This is a genomic window from Pseudomonas sp. So3.2b, assembly GCF_019464415.1.
GTDB classification, from domain to species: Bacteria; Pseudomonadota; Gammaproteobacteria; order Pseudomonadales; family Pseudomonadaceae; genus Aquipseudomonas; species Aquipseudomonas shahriarae.
In genome coordinates, this window is record NZ_CP080494.1 from 4,171,400 (window position 1) to 4,191,367 (window position 19,968).

The 19,968-nt window shown below is 60.5% G+C and carries 14 protein-coding genes and 1 pseudogene; 3 read left to right on the forward strand and 12 right to left on the reverse strand.

Annotation, left to right across the window (positions count from 1 at the left end; genetic code table 11):
* Positions 1-27: 27 nt before the first annotated feature.
* The 12 genes and pseudogenes from K1X80_RS18625 to K1X80_RS18680 all read right to left on the reverse strand — a co-directional run bounded on the left by K1X80_RS18625 (position 28) and on the right by K1X80_RS18680 (position 15,620).
* Positions 28-1,476 (reverse strand): adenylosuccinate lyase family protein, encoded by a 1,449-nt coding sequence (locus K1X80_RS18625; RefSeq protein ID WP_115128610.1) that lies wholly within the window; start codon positions 1,474-1,476, stop codon positions 28-30.
* On the reverse strand, positions 1,476-2,909 hold the full coding sequence (purB, locus tag K1X80_RS18630) for an adenylosuccinate lyase (protein WP_057441691.1): 1,434 nt from the start codon (positions 2,907-2,909) through the stop codon (positions 1,476-1,478). Before purB ends, K1X80_RS18625 begins: the two co-directional genes overlap by 1 nt.
* A gap of 29 nt (positions 2,910-2,938) precedes the next feature.
* Entirely contained in the window at positions 2,939-3,925 is a 987-nt protein-coding gene (locus K1X80_RS18635; RefSeq protein ID WP_057441693.1) for an HOASN domain-containing protein, read from the reverse strand.
* Positions 3,926-3,964: 39 nt separating this feature from the next.
* The gene (locus tag K1X80_RS18640) at positions 3,965-4,960 is read right to left on the reverse strand and encodes an HOASN domain-containing protein (RefSeq protein ID WP_120733586.1); all 996 of its coding nucleotides are present in this window, start codon (positions 4,958-4,960) and stop codon (positions 3,965-3,967) included.
* A 187-nt stretch (positions 4,961-5,147) separates the two neighbouring features.
* A complete protein-coding gene (locus K1X80_RS18645; RefSeq protein ID WP_057960139.1) occupies positions 5,148-5,978 on the reverse strand; it encodes a hypothetical protein in 831 nt (276 codons plus the stop codon).
* A 107-nt stretch (positions 5,979-6,085) separates the two neighbouring features.
* Positions 6,086-7,535, reverse strand: a pseudogene (locus K1X80_RS28605) (efflux transporter outer membrane subunit).
* Positions 7,532-10,699 carry an efflux RND transporter permease subunit gene (locus K1X80_RS18655; protein ID WP_220172405.1) on the reverse strand — a complete coding sequence of 1,056 codons (3,168 nt, stop codon included), beginning with the start codon at positions 10,697-10,699 and terminating at the stop codon, positions 7,532-7,534. Before K1X80_RS18655 ends, K1X80_RS28605 begins: the two are co-directional and overlap by 4 nt.
* Positions 10,696-11,862, reverse strand: a complete 1,167-nt coding sequence (locus K1X80_RS18660; RefSeq protein WP_186625958.1) for an efflux RND transporter periplasmic adaptor subunit — start codon at positions 11,860-11,862, stop codon at positions 10,696-10,698. Before K1X80_RS18660 ends, K1X80_RS18655 begins: the two co-directional genes overlap by 4 nt.
* A gap of 561 nt (positions 11,863-12,423) precedes the next feature.
* A complete protein-coding gene (locus tag K1X80_RS18665) occupies positions 12,424-12,873 on the reverse strand; it encodes an SMI1/KNR4 family protein (RefSeq protein ID WP_120733590.1) in 450 nt (149 codons plus the stop codon).
* Positions 12,874-12,987: 114 nt separating this feature from the next.
* The gene (locus K1X80_RS18670; RefSeq protein WP_128593350.1) at positions 12,988-13,335 is read right to left on the reverse strand and encodes a hypothetical protein; all 348 of its coding nucleotides are present in this window, start codon (positions 13,333-13,335) and stop codon (positions 12,988-12,990) included.
* Between the two features lie 93 nt (positions 13,336-13,428).
* Positions 13,429-14,466: an IS630-like element ISPa47 family transposase gene (locus tag K1X80_RS18675; RefSeq protein WP_013982509.1), complete on the reverse strand. Its 1,038-nt coding sequence runs from the start codon at positions 14,464-14,466 to the stop codon at positions 13,429-13,431.
* A 422-nt stretch (positions 14,467-14,888) separates the two neighbouring features.
* Positions 14,889-15,620: a hypothetical protein gene (locus K1X80_RS18680; RefSeq protein ID WP_128593351.1), complete on the reverse strand. Its 732-nt coding sequence runs from the start codon at positions 15,618-15,620 to the stop codon at positions 14,889-14,891.
* Between the two features lie 164 nt (positions 15,621-15,784).
* On the opposite strand from K1X80_RS18680, the gene K1X80_RS18685 reads away from it, so the two are divergent.
* The 3 genes from K1X80_RS18685 to K1X80_RS18695 all read left to right on the forward strand — a co-directional run bounded on the left by K1X80_RS18685 (position 15,785) and on the right by K1X80_RS18695 (position 19,958).
* Positions 15,785-16,045 (forward strand): DUF3630 family protein, encoded by a 261-nt coding sequence (locus K1X80_RS18685; protein WP_034103363.1) that lies wholly within the window; start codon positions 15,785-15,787, stop codon positions 16,043-16,045.
* Positions 16,046-16,431: 386 nt separating this feature from the next.
* Positions 16,432-18,756, forward strand: coding sequence for a hypothetical protein (locus tag K1X80_RS18690; protein ID WP_220172406.1), 2,325 nt, complete (start codon positions 16,432-16,434; stop codon positions 18,754-18,756).
* A complete protein-coding gene (locus K1X80_RS18695) occupies positions 18,747-19,958 on the forward strand; it encodes a hypothetical protein (RefSeq protein ID WP_128593352.1) in 1,212 nt (403 codons plus the stop codon). The genes K1X80_RS18690 and K1X80_RS18695 overlap by 10 nt, the downstream gene beginning before the upstream one ends.
* The last annotated feature ends 10 nt before the right edge of the window (positions 19,959-19,968 follow it).

Consider the following 19,968-nt stretch of genomic DNA (forward strand, 5'->3'; position numbering starts at 1 on the left):
TTTGCAAGCCTGCTCATTGAGCAAGGGTCAGCGGTCCGTCAGTTTGGACAGCACGTTATCGACAATGCGTTCGGACATGCCCAGATGGCTTCTGGGCTCGAACAGCCGCGCCAGGACGCCTGCATCCATGACAGCGACCACCCGGGTATCGGCCTCGATCGCCGTGCGGATCGACACGTGATCGCGCTGGCTCGCCTGGGACACTTCGAAGATGATTTGGTAGGCGCTGCTCTTGCCGAGCTTGCGTGCCATTTCGAACACCACGGCTTCGGTGCAGATCGCATCGCCATAGCCCTGGGCGGTGCATTCCATCTTCTTGACGTTAACGGTCAGCCCGTCGATGGTCTCGGTCAGGATCGAGAGCGCCATCAGCGCATAGTGCGAAACGTCCGCCACCGCACACCACTCCAGGCGCGTGCCACGGTAATCGCGCTCGTGCTCGAGGATCATCGCGTCCAGCGCGAGCACGACCTGGGCCTTGGCCAACCGCGCCAGGACCACGACCTGCTCGCAGCCCTCGGGGTTGCGCTTGTGGGGCATGGTGCTGCTGCCGATCTGTTGATCGCTCCAGCCCACTTCCACTTCGCCGATCTCCCAACGATTGAGCGTGCGGATTTCGTCGGCCACACGGGCCAGCGATGCGGTGACCATGGCCAAGGTACTGACGAACTCTGCGACACGGTCACGGGACACGTGCCATCCGGTCAGGGGCACTTGCAGCGACAAGCGCTGCGCAAAACGCTCCAGCATGGGCATCGCGTCCGGACCGAACGCCGCCATCGTGCCGACCCCGCCAAACAGCTGCACCACCAGCACTCGCTGGCGGGCCTCAGCCAGGCGCTGGCGGTGGCGCAGCAGTTCATCAATCCAGCCGGCGACCTTCAGCCCGAAGGTGGTTGGCAAGGCTGGGATCGAATGGGTCCTGGCGACCATCAGCGAATCACGGTGCGCATCGGCCAGCGTCGACAGTTTGCCCAGCAAGGTTTCCAGGGCCAGGTCCATCGCGTCGAGGACGTCGCGCATTTCCATGGACTGGGCGGTGTCCTGTATGTCCTGGGTGGTGGCGCCGTAGTGCACGAATTCACGGGCACTCGGGCTGCAGTTTTTTTGCAGGGCGCTCAGCAAGGGCATCAGCGAATGACCGGTGGCAGCCACGCCTTCGGCCAACTGGCGCACATTGATGCCCGACAGCAAGGCGGCTTTTTCGATCTCCAGGGCGGCCTCGAGCGGGATGATATTGACATCGGCCTGGGCCATGGCCAGCGCAGCTTCCACATCCAGCCAGCGCTGCAGGCGGCAGTGACTGCAGAAGATCTTGCGGCTCTGCGGGCCGGCATAGCCTGAACCGTGGGTTTTCGAGTCGAGGATGTGGCTGTGTTCGTGCCGGCACTGCTCGCCGTCATGACCCAGGCCGAGGTGTTCCGAACGAGCGGTGCAAGATGCACGGGCTACCTTTTCCAACGTTTGCGAATCCATCACATACCCTCCATCGCGTACTGGGACTGACCGACATTTCCTGGGGTTGCCATCACCGCTTCAAGGCCATCGCTTGAAGACCGGGGTATCGCTTTGTTCGCCACCAATTCGACCATCTGTGCCGCAAGCCCCGTGTAGGTGGTCGGGTCAAGCAGGTCGTCGAGCGCTTGGCGGGTGAAACAGCCGTGCAAACGCTGATCGTTGAGCAGGGCTTCGCGAAAAGAAACACCCGCGCCTTGGGCTTGCAGAGCTATTTCGTGGACCAACTGATGGGCCGTCTGCTTGCCCAGACGAGGCGCCAGCGCGAGCATGACCCGCTCCGACAGGATCAGCCCGTCCAGCAAATCCAGGTTGCTGCGCATGCGCGCTTCGCGCACGTCCAGCCCGGCCAGCAGCACACCCTCCATCCGTGCAAGCAAGGCACCGGCGTAGATGAACAGCTCCGGCAAGGCCGCCCATTCGATGCGCCAGGTGGTGCCGTCACGCTCGTGCAACTGGAACGCCGCATCGGTCAGCGCGAGCATTTGTGCGCGTACCAGCCGCGAAAGCGCGCTGATCAGATCCACCGTCGACGGGTTTTGCTTGTGGGGCATGGTGCTGCTCCCCACCTGCCCTGCCCGGCGGCCTTCACGCACTTCATCTATCTCGGTGCGTTGCAGGTGGTAGATCTCATTGGCGACCCGGCCCAAGGTCGCCGAGGCCTGGACCAGCAGCCAGGCCGCCTCCAGGACCCGGTCGCGGGCGCTGTGCCAACTGCTCAACGGTGCCGCCAGGCCAAGGCTTTCCAGGGTCCGGCGCTGTACCTCCAGGCCCTGTGTGCCCAAGGCCGCCAAGGTGCCCACGGCGCCGGTCAGGTTGCCCACCATTACCCGGGCATACGCCTCATCAAAGCGCTCAAGGTGTCGATCAATTTCATCGACCCACACCGCGACCTTGTAGCCAAACGTGGTGGGCAGCGCTTGCTGCCCGTGGGTCCTGGCGACCATCGGCGTGTGCTTATGCTGCAGGGCGAGCGTGAGCAAATGCCCACGAATCCCCCGCAAACGCTGCAAGACCAGGCCCCAGGCATCGCGAACCTGCAAGATGAGCCCGGTATCGAGGATGTCCTGGGTGGTCACGCCGTAATGCACGTATTCACCCAACCCATCGGCGCACAAGGCCTCCAGTGCGCGAATGGTCGGCACCAGGATGTGCCCGGTTTCCATGCTCTCGCGCCCCAGTGCGTCGAGGTCGAGCAGCTCCACACTGGCCACCCGGGCGATTTCCCGCGCAGCTTCATGGGGGATGATGCCCATCTGCGCCTGGGTCGCCGCCAGCGCTGTTTCAACATCGAGCCACTTCTGCACCTGATTGGCATCAGAGAAGATCGCGGCAAATTCCGGGGACGAGTAAGCGCCCCCGTGGATACGGGATTCTGATATATGACTCGGCATGTCGGGTTACTCGCGTTGTCCAGGGAGGGCTACTTCACGCGCTGCACTTCTTCCCAGACAGCGTCGTAATAAGCCCTCTCCAGCCGGAAGTGCTGGGCCAGGGACGTCAGGAATGAATTCTGGAACGCGAGGTCCGGAATACGCCGTGAGATCAGCGCCCATTCACGCTTGGCCCGCGGCGGGACAAGGCTGATATGCACTTCGTAGTACTCCGCGTCGTCCTGGCTCAGGCCAGCGTTGCGCAAGGCGTTGTACAACTTGCCGTGGTTGCCGGGAACCACCAGTTCGGTGATGTAGAACACCGCCAGGCCCCAGCCGACATCCGGGTTGCGAAAGCACCGGGCCCGGTTGTTCAGGTAGGCGATCTCTTCGGGCATGGTCGAGATGGCGTCGAAATCGGCAGGCAGGCCCACGGCGCCGAGGAGCTTGGCCAACAGCCGTGGGTGGGAGCGCTGCTCGTCCTCTTCGCCCAGCTCGCCGTAGAGGTAACGGCCAAGCGCGGCTGCCTCATCCACGTCGGTGAGGTTGACCAGCAGGTCCGCTGCGTCGCGGTACAGGCGGAAGGTGCGGAACCACTGGTGATGCAGGAACACCTGCAGTTGCTCACGGGAGGCCTTGCCTTCAAATATGTACTGCGACATCGGATGGTTTTCCCGCGACTGCGCGGCGATTTCCTCTTCCAGGCGCTGTTGGAAGCCAGCTTCGGACAAGGGCGATGCCAGGTCCGCAGACGGCATGAAACGCTCTTGCACGCCATAGATCGCATTGGCCAGCCAGCGCCGGGTCGAGGCAGTGGCGACGTCATCGCTCAGCGACAGGATGTACAACAATTGCTGACACTGCGCCGCGTTCGCGGCATCGCCCCGGTGGCCCGATTCGCACAAGGCGCGCAGCATATTGGCGGCAATTTCGATACGGTTGAATGTCGTGTCAGGTTTGAGCGCCTCAGCCAGCAGGCGGGCTTCAGCGGTGTGAATGCTCTGTAATTGCGGCAGCGAAAAATTACGTGGGCTCATCATGTGCTCCATTTTTTTGTTCTAGGGTCGCTGGGAGGATCAGGCGGGCAGGCGTTGTTCCTGCATCTGCTGCCACAGGCTGTCGAAGTAGGCCTTGTTGATTTCGAAGTGACGCTTGAGCGCCCGCATGAACATGCGCTGGAAGCCTTCATCACTGGCGAACTTGGCGATCAGTGCCCACATTTCCTCGGTGTCGATCTCATCCTGGGTGCCATGCAGGCGGTGGAACTCACTGGGCCCCTCTGGCACCTCAAGGCGCTGCAACAACTCGTAGATGCGCCGATGGTTGACGCAACTGACCGACTCGACGGCGTACAGCAACGCCAGGCCCCACGCCACATCGGTGTGCCGCACACAACGAATGCGATTGTTCAGGTAGGCCTTTTCCAGGGGGTGCAGTGCCGGGAAGTCAATCGCCAGCGGAATATCGAAATACTCCATGAGGTGGGCCAGCATCGCCGGGTGGGAACGCTCCGGTGTCTCCGCGCCCGCTTCGCCGTAAAGGTTGCGGTAGAACACCGACGCGTCCTCAATGGCTTCGAAGCGAAAGGCCAGTTCGGCCAGCAGGCTGTAGAAGTTGTAAGAGCGGGTCCAGTGGTGTTCCAGGAAGAAGCGCACGTCTTGCACCGGCGGCGTGCCCTGGAACAGGTGCACCGACATGGGATGATTGACCCGGCTGCGTGCGGCGATTTCAGCATCGACCTGCTTGCGGAACTCATCCGCCGGCAGTGCGGTGAAACTCGGCAGGTCGGCCGCGAATTCATCTTCAACGCGGTAAACCTCACTGGCCATCCAGCGACGGGTCGGCTCGGTGCGCGGCTCGCCGGGAATGTGCAGTTGCAGCAGTGCTGACTGGTAGTGGGCGTAGGCGCCGGCGTCTCCCGACAGGCCTTGCCGGGTCAGCGCGAGCAGCGCTTCCAGCGCGCTGGTGACCTGGGTGTATGGCGCGCCGGGCTTTAAAGCATCAGCCATCAGCGCCGAAGCGATGGTGCACTGATGGGCGTCCGGGCGTTGTTGCAGGGCAGCAGTATCCATTGATAACCCCTTTGATCCTTATTTTTATGATGTTTACGTACTCGAAAAAAATCCTAAAGGTTCCTCCAGTGGCAAGGTCAACACCTGTAGGAAAATTCTTTTCATTGAGTTGAAACAGCCCGTAACCAGGGCTGTTCGCCCCGCCGATGGCTGACCAACGGCGAGGCGAGGATGCCGGGGGGAGGCTTCAGGACGCGGCGGGAACTGTCACGAGGAAAGGCACGGTACGAATTTTGTCGCCTCCCTTGAATTGAATCCACAAGGCATAAGGCCCCGCATGCGCGGGCTTGGCATGCAGCATCAACTGCGCCGAGACTGCGCCTGGGTCGCCATGGTCACCGTGGGCGGCCTGCGCCGCCATGGCGTGCGCATGCACATAGTCCAGCTCATCGGTACTGACGAAAACCGCATGGGCCGCCACACCCAGGTAGGTGTCCAGGTCCTGGGCCGGCTTGCCATCCTTGAGCACGGTCAGCGACATCATGCTTTCGCTGCCGGCACGCAAGGCCGACGTGTCCAACTTGACCGTGTACGGGCCATCGCTACCTTGCTCCGGCTTGGCCGGCGCCTGGGCCACCGCATCGCTGCCGCCTTGTACTGGCACCTCGAAGCGCACCACCTGCTGGCCAAGCCCGCTCGGCACGGCATCGGCATAGACGTAATAGGTGCCCGGCCGGGGAAACTTCATCGCGACCTTGAAGCGACCATCAGCGCCCAGCTTGGCCGCGTGCTCATGGATAAAGCTGGTGAAATGGCTGTCGGTCGCCAGCACATGAAGGCGCTGGGTCAGTTCTTCGTCAAACTGCACGATCGGTTGCCCGGTGGCCTTGTCGGTAAAGGCAATCGACAACTCACGTGTCAGTGGGCCGGTTTCTTTGACGATCAGCGCGCCAACAGCCTTTTCGCTCTCGCCGGGCAGCGCGAACGTGCCTTTGATGCTTTCCTGGGCTGCCATCGACGGCATTGTCGCCGCGCCTAGCACTGCCAGGCCAACGGTTAGAACCTGCTTGGTATCCATCTGGGTGACTCCTCATTCGATAAATGGTGGCTTGCGACAGTAAATCTGCCGCCAGGCCGTTCTTCGCCGAACACCGCAAGCAGCGCGCTTGCGTACAACAACGGTGTCTAACGCAGTGCCGCAGCACCGCTGCACACCTGCCCCGCCTGCTCGCAGATCTGCCAGCCACCGCCCAATGCCTTGTAGATACCGACCACCGCCAAGCGCTGCTCGGTGCGCGCCACAGTCAGTGCGCGGCGGCTGCTGAAGTCCGCGCGCTCGGCCTCCAGGACGTCCAGATACACCCCCTCACCTTCCGTGAAACGCGTGCGGGCCAACCTCGCCGCCTCACGATTGGCCGCCGCTTCCAGCAGCCGCAAGCCCAAGGTGCTGCCTGCAGCACTGTTGGCCTGGAACGCGTCATCGGTTTCTTGCAGGGCGCGCAATACGGTCTGGTCGTAGCTGATCAATGCCGCCTGGGTGCGCGCCTCGCTGGCGGCGATCCGCGCGCGTACGCGCCCAGTGTCCAGCAGCGACCAGCGAATGACCGGTGCGATAAAGTTCGACTGCATGCCCGAGTCGCCCAAGGCGCCGAGGCTTCCGGCCAGCAGACCGATGGAGCCCTGCACCTGGATATCCGGATACAAACCGGCTGTTGCCACGCCGATCTGCGCGGTCTCGGCTGCCAGCACCCGTTCGGCTGCGGCGATATCGGCGCGCCGGGCCAGCAAGCCGGCCGGGTCGCCCACCTGCAGGGTGCGCAGGTTCAAGGTCTCACGGCCGGGCCGGGCCTGCGGTAGTTTGAACCCTTGTGGCGCCTGCCCCAGTAATACCGCCAACGCGTTGGTGGTGGTTGCCCGACGTCGCTCCAGGCCAGGCGCTACCGCCTCGACATTGCGCAGCAAGGCCTCGGCACGCAGCCGATCGAATTCGGTGGCGGCGCCTACGCTGACCAAGTGCTCCACCAGGCCCAGGCTGTCACGCTGGCTTTGACTGATGTCCGCCACTACCGCCTGCTCGGCTTCGCCCCCTGCAGCTCGAACCAGGTTGCCGCGACGGTGGCGGCGACGCTCGCCTGCACGCTGCGCAGCAACGCCTGGCGCGATCCCGCCTGGGCCTGCGCCGCCTCCACCGAGCGCCGGACGCGGCCAAACAAATCGATTTCCCAGGCGGCATCCAGCGCCGCGCGCGTGGTTTCAAGGGAGCGCTGCTGGCCGAGGGGGTCTCGACTTCGCTGCGCTGTCGGTGCTCATACCCTAACGCGGCACCGCCGCTGGGCAAGAAGCCCTGGCGGCTCTCGCGCAACATCGCCTTGGCTTCGTCGAGACGCGCGGCCGCGATGCCGATATCGTGGTTGGCCGCCAGCGCCTGCTGGATCAATTGGCTGAGGGCCGGCTCATCGAACACACGCCACCACTGCACCTCGACATCGCCCGTACCAAGACCGGCAATGGGCGCGCCGAAGCTTGCTGGCCGTTGCGCGGCGGGCAACACCGGCGCGGAGTAATCGGGCCCGACTGCGGTGCAGCCAGCCAGCAGGAGCGACGACACCAGAAACGCTTGATAGGCCAATTTCATGACACGCGCTCCTCCAACTGCAGCTTCGGACTCGAAACCTTGCGCAGCGCAAGGCTGCGCATCACCATGTAGAACACCGGCGTCAGGAACAGACCGAACAGGGTCACCCCCAACATCCCGGCAAACACCGCAACCCCCATGGCATGGCGCATCTCGGCCCCGGCACCGCTGGCAAATACCAGCGGCACCACACCGGCGATGAACGCCAGCGAGGTCATCAGAATCGGTCGCAAGCGCAGCTGGCACGCATGGATAACCGCTTCCAGCGGGTTGGCGCCTTCGGCTTCAAGGCTGCGAGCGAACTCGACAATCAGGATGGCGTTTTTCGCAGCCAGGCCGACCAGTACCACCAGCCCGATCTGTACAAACACGTTGTTATCGCCGTCCACCAACCAAACGCCGATGATCGCGCTGAGCAGACACATGGGCACAATCAGCAAGACCGCCAGGGGCAACAACCAACTGTTGTATTGCGCGGCCAGGATCAGATAGGCCAGCAACACACACAGCGGGAAAATGAACAGCGCCGATGACCCGGCGAGCTTTTGCTGGTAGGTCAAGTCCGTCCATTCATAGGTCACGCCCTCGGGCAGTACCTCCTGTGCCAGGCGCTCCATGAGTGCGACGGCCTGCCCGGAACTGACCCCAGGCATCGCTCCGCCAGAGATGTCGGCCGAAGGATAGCCGTTGTAATGAATCACCCGATCGGGCCCGGAACTCGGTGTAACGGTGACAAACGCCGACAACGGCAGCATGTCCCCGGCCGCGTTGCGCACCTGCAGGCGGCCGATGGCTTCGGCCTGCATGCGGTGGTCCGCATCGGCCTGGGCAGTCACCTTGTAGGTGCGGCCGAACCGGTTGAAGTCGTTGACGTACAGCGAACCGAGGTAGACCTGCAAAGACTCGAACACATCCGCCAGTCGCACCCCCTGGCTCTTGACCTGGGTGCGGTCGATATCGACATTCAGTTGGGGCGCATTGACGTCCAGGCTGGTCATCAACCCGGCGACCTGACCCGACTCGGTGGCTTTTGTCATCAGCACCTGGGTCTGCTGCACCAGAGCCTGGAGCCCGACCCCACCCCGGTCCTCAACCTGCAGCTTGAAGCCTCCGGTCACTCCAAGGCCGGGCACTGGCGGCGGTGGGAATACACCGAGGAAACCGTCGGGAATGCTCGCGAACTTGGCTTGCAGGCGCCCGGCGATGGCGACCGCAGCCATGTCGGGAGAAGTACGCTCCTTGAACGGATCGAGCATAACGAACATTACGGCAGCATTCGGTACGTTAACGAAGCCGTTGACCGACAGCCCAGGGAACGCCACCACGCTTTCGACGCCCGGCTCATCCAGGGCGATTTTCGACATCTGCCGCACCACCGCATCGGTACGATCGAGGGAGGCCGCATTGGGCAACTGGGCGATACCTACCAGGTAGTACTTGTCTTGCATCGGCACGAAGCCCGCCGGTACAGCGCTGAAACCAAACCAGGTCAGCGCCAGTAAGCCGCCATACACCAACAGCGCCGCGCCGCGACGACCCGCGACCTTGCGCACCGTGTTGCCATACGCCTGCGGTGCCCGCTGGAACGGCCGGCTCAGCACTTGCACCAGATGCGCGGCGCGACCGCGCAGGCTGCGCGGGTCATGCACCACTGCAGCGTCGCGCGGGCGCAGCAACAGGCCGGCGAGTGCCGGGCTGAGGGTCAAGGAGTTGACCGCCGACAGGATCGTGGAAATCGCGATGGTCAGCGCGAACTGCCGATAGAACTCACCTTGCAGGCCACTGAGGAAGGCGGTGGGGATGAACACCGCAGCGAGTACCGAGGTGATCGCAATAATCGGCCCGGTGACCTCGCCCATCGCTCGCCGCGCAGCCTGCGTCGGCTCCTCGCCGTTCTCGATATGCCGCTCGACGTTCTCGACCACCACGATTGCATCGTCGACCACAATCCCGATGGACAGGACCAGGCCGAACAACGACAAGGTATTGAGGGAGAAGCCCATCAGATGCATGACCGCAAAGGTGCCGATGATCGACACCGGCACGGCCATCAACGGGATCAGCGACGCACGCCAGTTACGCAGGAACACCACCACCACGAGGACCACCAGCAGGATCGCTTCCATCAGGGTGATGGCCACTGACTCCAGCGATGCACGCACAAACACTGTCGGGTCATAGGCAATCCGCGACACCATGCCCTCGGGGAAATTGGCCTCCAGACGCTGCATGGTATCGCGCACCGCTTGCGCCACATCCAGCGCGTTGGCGCCCGGGCTCTGGATGATCTGCAGGGCAACGGCCGGCTCGCCGTCCAACAGGCTGCGCAGCGCGTAGGCATCGGCGCCCATTTCGACACGGGCCACATCGCGCAGACGCGTCACCTGGCCGTTATCACCGGTGCGAATGATGATGTCGCCAAACTGCTCCTCGTCCGTCAGGCGCCCGAGGGTATTGACCGTGACCTGGAACGCCGCGCTGGAGTCAGGCGCCTGGCCGACCGAGCCGGCCGCCACTTGCACGTTTTGCTCACGCACTGCGGTAATTACATCGCCTGCGGTCAAGCCACGGGCGGCGATCAGGTCCGGGTCGAGCCACAGACGCATGCTGTACTCGCCCGCCCCCCACACCAGCACGTCGTTGATCCCCGGAATCCGCGACAGCTCGTCGCGCACCTGGAGGTAGGCATAGTTGGAGATGTAGAGCGGGTCATAACGTTGGTCGGGCGACAGCAGGTGGACCACCATGAGGATGTCCGGGGAGGTCTTCTGCGTAACCACGCCCAGGCGCTGCACCTCTTCGGGCAAACGCGGCAGGGCCCGCGAGACGCGGTTCTGCACCTGGATCTGCGCCATGTCCGCGTTGGTGCCCTGGGCGAAGGTCGCGGTGAGGATCATGCGGCCATCGGTCGCCGATTGCGACGTCATATACAGCATGCCCTCGACGCCGGTGATCACCTGCTCAAGGGGCGCCGCCACCGTCTCGGCGATCACCTGGGGGTTGGCGCCCGGATAAGAAGCCGTCACTTGCACCGTGGGCGGCGTCACGGCGGGGTATTCGCTGAGAGGCAAATGAAAGAAGGCCACGATGCCGGCGATCATCATTAACACCGACAGCACGATGGCGAAGATCGGCCGGTCAATGAAAAAGCGTGGGAAGCTCATTGCACGCCCCCCAACACCAACGGCGCATCCAACGGCGCCCCATCAATCCTGGCGGCCAATGGCGTCACCTGCATGCCGGGGCGCACCAGCCCCTTGACGACAATGCGTTCACCCGGTTGCAGGCCCTGCTCAATCACGCGCAAGCCGTTGGCCATCGGCCCCAGTTCGACGGGACGGTATTCGGTCTTGTCGTCTGCGCCGACCACCAGCACATAGCGGCGGCCCTGGTCAGTGCCAATCGAGTGGTCGGCCACCAACACCCGGGGTTGCGGCGCGCCGATGTCCAGCTTGACCTTGGCGAACAGCCCCGGCGTCAGGCGCCCATCCGGGTTGTCGACCACGGCACGCGCACGCACTGTGCCGGTCTTGCGGTCGGCCGCATTGGCCAGGAAGTCCACCCGCCCGGCGCGTGCATAGCTTGCATCGTTAAGCATCGCCACCATGACCCTGGCGGCCTTTTCCCCTTTCGACGCAGCAACCTCCCGAGTCGCGGCAAGCGAGCGCAGATAGGTGCGCTCGTCGACATCGAAATACACATGCAGCGGGTCGATAGAAACGATCGTCGTCAGCGGCGTCACCCCACGGGTGACGTAGTTGCCCTCGGTGACAAGGGCGCGGTCGACACGCCCGCTGATGGGCGCAGTGACGCGGGTGTAGCTCAAGTCCAGTTGTGCAGCATCCAGCGCAGCCTTGGCGGCGTCGACCTGAGCCCTGCCGGCATTCAACGAGGCGATGGCGCTGTCGAGACGATCCCGCGCCACCACCTTTTTGGCGAACAGTTGCTCAGCCCGACCATGCTCGGCCTGGGCCAGCAATGCATTGGCCTCAGCCTCACGCAAACGGCCCTTGGCAGCGTTCAGCGCCGCCTGGAACTCCCGCGGGTCGATCATAAACAAAAGGCTGCCCTTGGCCACGGATTGCCCTTCAGGCACGCTGACACTTTGCAGATAACCACTGACACGCGGGCGCAACTCAACCTGCTCAATCGCGGTCAAGGAACCGGTGTATTCAACAAACGGAGTCACCGGCTGCGCAACCACCTCGGCCACCGGCACACCAGGCGGCTTGGCGGCATCGGCCGCGGGCGCGCTCTCTTTACAGCCACCCAGCGTGAACACGACAGCTATCGCCACGGCGACCAGGGTTATGCGCTTGCCGTACATCGTGTACCTCCTTGTAATTTTCAGGACAAACCAACACTGGAGTGTCTTATCCGGCTTGCCATGAGGGGAAGGTCAAGTGTTATGAAAATGGCAAGGGGGGCTGGCAGTAGTCAGGGCGGGACGCAGCGTGAAGCGAGATGTTTGATGTGGGGGGCAAGCCTGATTGGATTTGTTTGCTTCTGCACTGGCATGTGTTTCTTCACATATGCCGCGTGGGTCTATGTGACCCCTCATCTAGTGACTTCTTAGACTTTCCGGGGGGTACCTGCCGGCCGAACACGAACTACCAAATTGCCCACGATTCGGGGCACTTGTCGTATGGCCGCGTTCGGCCAGAAGCGGCCCCTCAATGATGTCTATCAAAACAGCGGTATTCATTCCCTGACGGACCTCGGTTTAGGTTTTGTACGAAGTTTCGGGACGGTTAGAATCGCCGACATGATTGACTGAAGGCCTGCACGGTATAGAGTTACGACTCGGATGCATCCTGTGAATTGATCAAGAACCTGGTTTCTCCCGAGCAGAAGATGGGTCGACGTCGAGCACGCCTTAACGCGCTGCTTACAGTCGATCAGACTCTTCCTCCGAAACCAAATACTCAACAAAATCCAAGTAGGAGCCCCATACTTCAGGTGCTGTCATCAGTGATTCTTTACCAATCCGATTAACATCAATCGCATCACACCAGAGCACTTGCCCCAATTGGGAATTGCAATCCATCACGATCAAACCTTCAGCAGGCTCCCCCAACACAAGATAGTTTGATAAAAGTCGGCCACTGTTTCTCAAACGCTTCGTTTCATCAAGAACGTTAGTTGGGGATTCCCAACCGATCTGGTGCAGCGGTAAAACATAAATACCACTTCCATCGAAAAACTCCCCAACCAATTTGAAGCTATCTGGAAGTGATATTTTCAACTCATGCTCGAGCTTTTCAATAAAATTCGGATCCACCGTGCGAATGCCATTCAACGACTCAAATCGACTCTTTACCATCTCTAAGCTTGACATACCAAACCCGCCGATTTTTTACGCGCCATTGCCAATATTCTCACATGCCCTGCACTTTAACTTATGCAGCGGATAGGAAATCGGGGGGGATTCGTCCTGTTTACGATGCAGCAATCATGTGACTGCTTTCCAACAGCGGAGATACCAGGGCTCGTTAGACTGCCGCTCTCGCAGCATTTTGAGATTCTCGGCAACCTGCATGGCTTGTTCAAGAAGCAAAGCGTTCTCCTCATAAGCACATGGATCATTGGTGCCCTGGTACAATTGCCCGCCCTGCGAAACGTCTCTCACAACACTATCTGCAAGCTGATAGAACCTGACAATGAGGGCTGCTTGTTCCGCATCCAAGCAACCGATGTTTTGAATGTTCCCGGCGTAAACCCGGCAGTAATGGTCTGCCACTGATATACGGTACTCCTCGGCTGGCTTGGACGGGTCGCTGCGATAAAATTCTGCGCGCACTCTCAAATCTTGCAAAAAGTGCCGATGTCTCGTTATCTCCGTTAGCGCCATGATCTCCGAGTAGATATTAACCCGGCAATCAAATACACCAAATCATGCTGCGTAGGCGATACGTGGATGCCGGAAATAAGAACGGATTCTTTGAGGGCGTAATTGCAATCGTCTCATGACCGAGCGAACACGCCTTTCCAGTTCGTCCTGATTACGCGCCGGCAAGCCCGTGCGGACCTGATGTTTCAAATCACAATTCAAATACTCGTCAGGGTTCAACTCCGGGGCGTAGGCCGGCAAGAAGAACAGTTCGATTTGCTCTTTGCGGTCGCCAACCCAGGCGCTCACCTTTTTGCTGTGGTGTACGCGCAGGTTGTCGAGAATCAGGAACACCTTGCGGCCCTGAGCATCGCGAATCAGGCGGCTCAGGAAGCGAATCAGCACTGGGGCTGTCAGCGTTTCCCGATACAGCATGAAGCGCAGTTTGCCCCGATTGGTCACGGTGGAAATCATGTTGGTGGAAAAACGACTGCCGCTGACCAGGCGCACCGGCGTTTCGCCAATAGGGGCGTAGCTGCGGCCAGCATGGCTGTCACTGCGCATACCGGTTTCGTCGCCCCACTGAATCTCACCATTCTCAGCCTTGGCCCGCTGTGCGATGCGTGGATATTCATTATCCAGCCAGTGCTGAACCACTTCAGGTTTCTGCTGATAAGCCCGATGCAGTGGGCGCTGCGGGGTGTAGCCCCAACGCTTGAGATATTCACCAACCGTTCGAACCGGCATGAGAAAACCACAGCGCTGGCGGATCAGTTCTCGCACCGCATCACGCGTCCAGAGCGCAAAGCCGAGCTTGAGTTGGTCGGGCATCTTATCGGTCATCAAGGTGCGAATCAGCACTTCCTGGCTGGAGCTCAAACTGCGGCGATCACCCTGGCGCACACCACGCTGGCCGCCGGCAATGGCAGCCTTTTCGCCTTTATGTTCTGCGACCTGCGCCCAGTGAGCAATAGTGCGGGGGTGAACACCAACCGCTTCGCCAATAGCCTTGTAGGTGTAACCCTGCTCACGCATGCGTAGGGCCGTGGAGCGCTTTTCACGTTGTTCTTGGGGGCTGAGTTTGCGGGCATCTATTTTCATGGAGACAGATTATCTAATATGCCCTATTTATTTGCCAGGTTAATAGCTCGACCAACTGTGCTTTGCTCCCGAGACAGCTTTAGTCACCAGGCAAGGATCGCCAAGACCACAGGCAGTGAAAATTTGACTACTTCGTCCATGCGCCCTCTCAGTTGCGTGAATGTCAAAAGGAAGCCTCAAGTGCTTTTTTTTCAGCCCGCGTCAGCCTTAATTAAAGCTCGTGCGCGAAAATTTGCTGGAGAAATAGCGGCCCTCATGAATTAAAAAATATCGAGCGGCCGCGTTTGGCCGATTGCAGCCCATCTTGACGGGTAGTTTTTTGAAAATTGGCACCCCATTATCGGCCCCAATTTTTCGAGGCTGATAATTGACTATTTTTCGCCGAAGAATCCTCCTGGCTTGGGTCGAAGGCGTCGATACGACTACCACCGCTTCCACCACGCCTTCTGAGCAACCATCTTAGACGCCAGCGAGGCGATCTTAGAGCCTGCAATCTTTATCGGAGCGACCTCCATACCATCGAAGCTACCTAGACCCAGAGGGGGGCTTTCTGCTTGTAGAAAGCGAGTGGTTTCTGCTGAAGCCACCGCATGCAGTAACGACGAAGGCGCTATATTCCGACTCAAGACGTGAATACCACTCTCCGGGTCATGTAGACCACTTGCGTCGGTGCCTTCCACGCCATCTATCAGAAGCGGTTGGATCAAGACCGTCCCAAGCTCATAGGTGATATCCAGATCACCGCAAACGCAACGCAGCCTTTGCAGTTCACCATTCGACGATACGCACACAAAATCCAGCCCGTCGTCATCTGTGCAAAAGCTGCAAACGCGTAATTGAAGGCTTTTGCTTAGCGCTAAATTCACATTCAGGAAAGCTCTCTTGAAGTAGTCGGCCAGCTGAGCATCCTTAAGCAATTTGTATACCCGCGATAGAGCTGCCAATTCTTGAGGGAGCTCAAACGGTACATCATTAATAGGTGGCATAGATGTAAAGGGCCATTTCCGTTCTTCGCCAGCCTTAAACGTGTCTAAGTAGAACGACGTGGCGCTTTCATCCTGGTGCAATGACCACCCAATACTCATCGGCAAAGTAGAAAGTGGCTCTAGCTCCGGCTTCACATTCATCGCGTGAGCAACGACAAGGTACCCCATTGTTTAGATCCTTCAGGTACAGGGCTGAATTGCTCCAAGCATAGTCGATACTTGAGTGTGCGCTATTGGCCGATTTCTGCCTGTCACGACTGACCGAAATCGACCCATTGCGACCATTCGCAGGAGCCACCAGAATCGGGGGACTTCTGGTGGTGAGGTGACGCATGGTGAGGATTGAAGTTTCAGAAGAAGCCGACTGGACGCTTTTCGAGGACGTGGCCCGGGTTCTTGAGCAAGGGCTGGGAGGTTGCTGGAAAGAGAGGCTCGATGGTCAAGATCAGCGCTACTGGGATCTGTTGGTAGATGAACACACGCTCACCCTGCACCTTGAACACTATTTAGGCATTTCAGTGGACATTCCCGATGGCGCAGATGACATCGCTCGAAGAGTATGTGCGTTGCTCAAGCAGCCTCTTTGCGGGTAAGCCCGCTCCAACAAAGATCACGTCTGATCTAGACGGCAGCAGTGGGTCGATTTCTGCCTGTAGCCACCGTCAGCTTTTGGCCGAAAGCCGACGGTCGCGAACGGCAGCAATTGGCCAGAATCAGCCTTCTGAAGTGCCGACCAATCTGCGGGCGATTCGCAGTTTCGACTCGCTGCATGCACGTTAATCACTGACTTTGCCCCCCCGCGCACTCTTGGTTTTTTAAACGCCAGCTGGTAGCGTTCGGCACCTCGCTGTATTGCCCGATCCCTTTCTTCATTCGTGACCTGTAAAAGGCAGACGTGCACGAGAACCGTTGCCCCACTCGAGGGCACTGACGCAGGACGCATCGGGCGATGCACAGTCATTCGCAAATGGAGTTCACAATGACGCAAAACAGCACCGTGCTGTCGGGCATCCAGCTGGATCAATTCATGGACCGTCTTGAGGTCGAGCATCAGGAACATGGTGTCGACTACCTGTTGGGCCAGCTGCGCGGCCAACCGCTCAAGGCAACCTCGCTGGAGTCGATCGGACGGCTGCACGTGCTGTGGGTCAATGCGGGTGATGCAGACGCGGCCAGGGCGGTACTGGCCGACGACGGCCAGGCACTGATCGAGGCTACGCCTGATGATGAGCGCAACGAACTCAAGGTCAACCTGCTGATCTACCAACTGCGTCTGGGCAACTACTTCAAAGACGAGCAGGGCCTGCTTCAGGCGCTCGACAACCTTCAGCAATTGACCAACGAGCCGCTGCCGTTCGACATCGAGCAGTACCGGCGCTACCGCATTTTCGAAGATCTCCAACACGCCACCCTCGACGTCGCCCTGAAGACCATCGAAGTGCGTCACACCCTTGCCCTGATCAACCCCGACCGTCATGCACTGCGAGCCTGGGACGATGCCGATCAACACCAGCGACGGGCCCAGGCGCTGGCCGCCCATGAACGCGACGAAGAGGCTCGTGAAGCCGCGCTGGCGGCAATTGCCGCGTTACGCACCGCTGGCGAAGATCAGGATGTCGACGGTAACGACTGGCTGTGGCTGGGCGATGCGCTGATCGAAATCGTTCCGTTGCGCCTGGCGATGTTCGAACAGCCGGTTGTGCGATTGATCGCCGAATTGTCGCTGCCCCAGCGTCGAGAATGGGAAGTGCGCCTGGCACGTCTGGCCGCCCGTTCATTGCAGGCCCAGGGCGACCTCGCCGGTGCTTTGAAAATCTGTGAAGTGGCGACCCTGAGTCTGGAGTCCGGCGGCGGTGACAACTTCGTTGACTTCCATTTGCCCTGGCTGCTTGAAAACGGCCAAATCGACGACGCGGGGCAACGTGCATTCATGGAAATCTATGAAATGCGCGGCGAAATGTGGCCGGGCACGGCCTACTGGGTCCAGGATCGCCTGCTCGATGCCGAGGACCAGTCAGCGTGGTGGCCGTTGTGCGTGATACGTGCCTGTGATGATCAGAGGGTGCTGGAGCGCTTCACTTCCGGCCTGCCGTGGCGGGACGAGTCGACCCCGTCCATGGGCCCGCTGCTCGATGCACTGCATGACGCGCGCGATGACCTTGAGCAAATTGACAACGTCTTCACCCTGGCCCTTGCAGAAGCCCGGCGACGCGCGCCGAACCACCCGTGGATCACTCGTCTGGTGGCGGTACGTGAACGTCAGGCCGGGCGCATCGACGCCAACACCGAACTGACGATGCTACGCGAGGCGGTTTCGGCCGGCGATCTGCAGGACCACCGCAGCGTCTACAGCCTGTTCAGCGCCCACGCCAGTGCGTTCGGCATATTCGATGCCTTGCGCCAACCCTTGCCGCTATTGGCCAGTGGCATGTACTACTACAATTTTGCGACGTCCCTTGAAAGCGTGGTCGAAACGCATGTCGAGAAGCTTTCCAGCGAGGAGGCAGATTCGGCCTGGTGGCGGCTGCGGGAAGTGCAAAAGGTTGCCTACGAACATGGCCAGGCCCGTATGGAGCAGTGCTTCGCCAGCGGCCGCGGACACCGCTACGATGCCTGCGCACACCTGTACTCAATGCTGTGCAACAACCTGGCGATCAATTACCGCTGCTACAACGACAAACTCATGGGTCAAGCACTTGAGTTGCATTCCCGTGGCATCGCCGCCAGCCCGTTCGCCGAACATTATCAGGGCATCCTCGAAAATCGTATTCTGCTGAACGATAACCCAGGCGTCGCCGAAGCCGCCGAACAGCTATGGCACTACGCAGCCGACTATGGCTACGGCCGCCACAACCCGGAAGATTACATACAGGACGTCACCCGCGCCCTGTTTCGACTGGACCGCGAGCGCGAGCTTCTGATCTGGCTGGAGCGCATTCTCAAATGGCAGGAAGAGCGCGAAATCAGCGACAAGGACCTGGAGTACTCGCCGCTGTTCGCACGGATGAAAATTGCCATGTACCTGTCATACAGCCTGCCGGAGGCGGCCACTAACCTGTGGTTACGTTACGCGCCGGTCATCGATGAACTCTCTGAATCCTCTCTGCTGGCTTGTGCCGGCGATGTGCTCAAGGGGCTCGAGCGCAAGGCAGAGGCCGTGGCCTATTATCAGCGCTCCATTCTGCGCAGTGATCCGAACAACGAAGTTGATCGGGGAAACAATGAAATGATCCGCCAGTGCATCGCCGAACTGCAGGCGCCGGCAAAACCGGCCGGCAAAGCCTGGTGGCAGATATGGAAGTGACACCGGAGCTGCGAACGTCCGGTTATGCCCCGCGCAACGCACTCAATGCCGATCAACTCAAGCGTGGCATTGCCGAGCGCAGCAAGGCCCGAGGTGATGCGCCAGAGGTGGGCAAATGGTTGCTCAACCATTTTTACCGTCATCTGGTCGGCAATTTCGAGCCTGCGCGGCGAATCCTGAGCATGGGGCAGGCTATCGAGGCATTGGGAGCCGAGCCGCCGTCCTGGGTGGTTGGGCATTTGAGCGATGCAAAAAAAGATTCACTTGCACCGCTGGTCTGGGTCGATCCGCAGCAGGCGCCATTGCTGGCGCTGGAAGCCTTGCTGGTGGAGTTCCTGACCTCGCGTCAGGGCACAGCACTGGCGGGCAAGCTCGAACGCATCAACTGCCCCCAGGCGTTGATGCTGTGGCAAAAGGAACACGCGCAGATGGCGGCGCGTGTCGAACAAGGCTGGCGCCAGAGCCAGCCCGAGGCCTTGCTTGCACGGGTGAACACCGTGGAGCACGTATTGCAGGAACTGCGTCCCGAAAGTTCCTTGCTGCGCGCGGAAATGGCCTTTGAAAGCTACGTGATGCGCCACTGTCTGGGCCAGTTCGCCGATCGCCGCGCCTTGACTGGCGGCTACGGCGAGCGCTATGCCGAAGCGGTCGAACAGCAGCGCATGCGCGTGTTCAGTTTGCGTGACAGTCAGGGCCAGCCACACATCACCATCAGCCTGATCGTCCAGGCCGACGGCACCTTGACGCTCGAGCAGGTAAAGGGTAAGCAAAACCGGCCTCCGGTGGAGCGCTATTACCAGGACCTGCTGCAGTGCCTGAATGCTCTGGACACCGACCAGCAGACACCCGCCGACTGTATCGCCATCGGCATCGTGCGTACCGAAGCCGGCTGGCTGCGTATCGAGGAGGTCAACGACCCGACCGCCCAGACTCGCCTGGTAGCCCGATATCCGCAACTTTATGAGCGCCTCGATGCGCCGTCCGCCATGGTCGAATGGCTGGTCGCCGGGCGTCAGCCGCAGCAATTCCTGCAGGCGGCCCCGAAGGCGGTGTCGGTCAAGTACGCCATCCGGCACATTTTCAGCAAATACATTGAGCGTCAGCCCAAAGACCCGTTGTACCTCACCGAAGGTGTGCCGTGGCCTGAAATGACCTCGCCAATGGCCGAGGAAATCCTGGCCTGGCAGGCCCGGGCAAGGTAAGGAGAGCGGG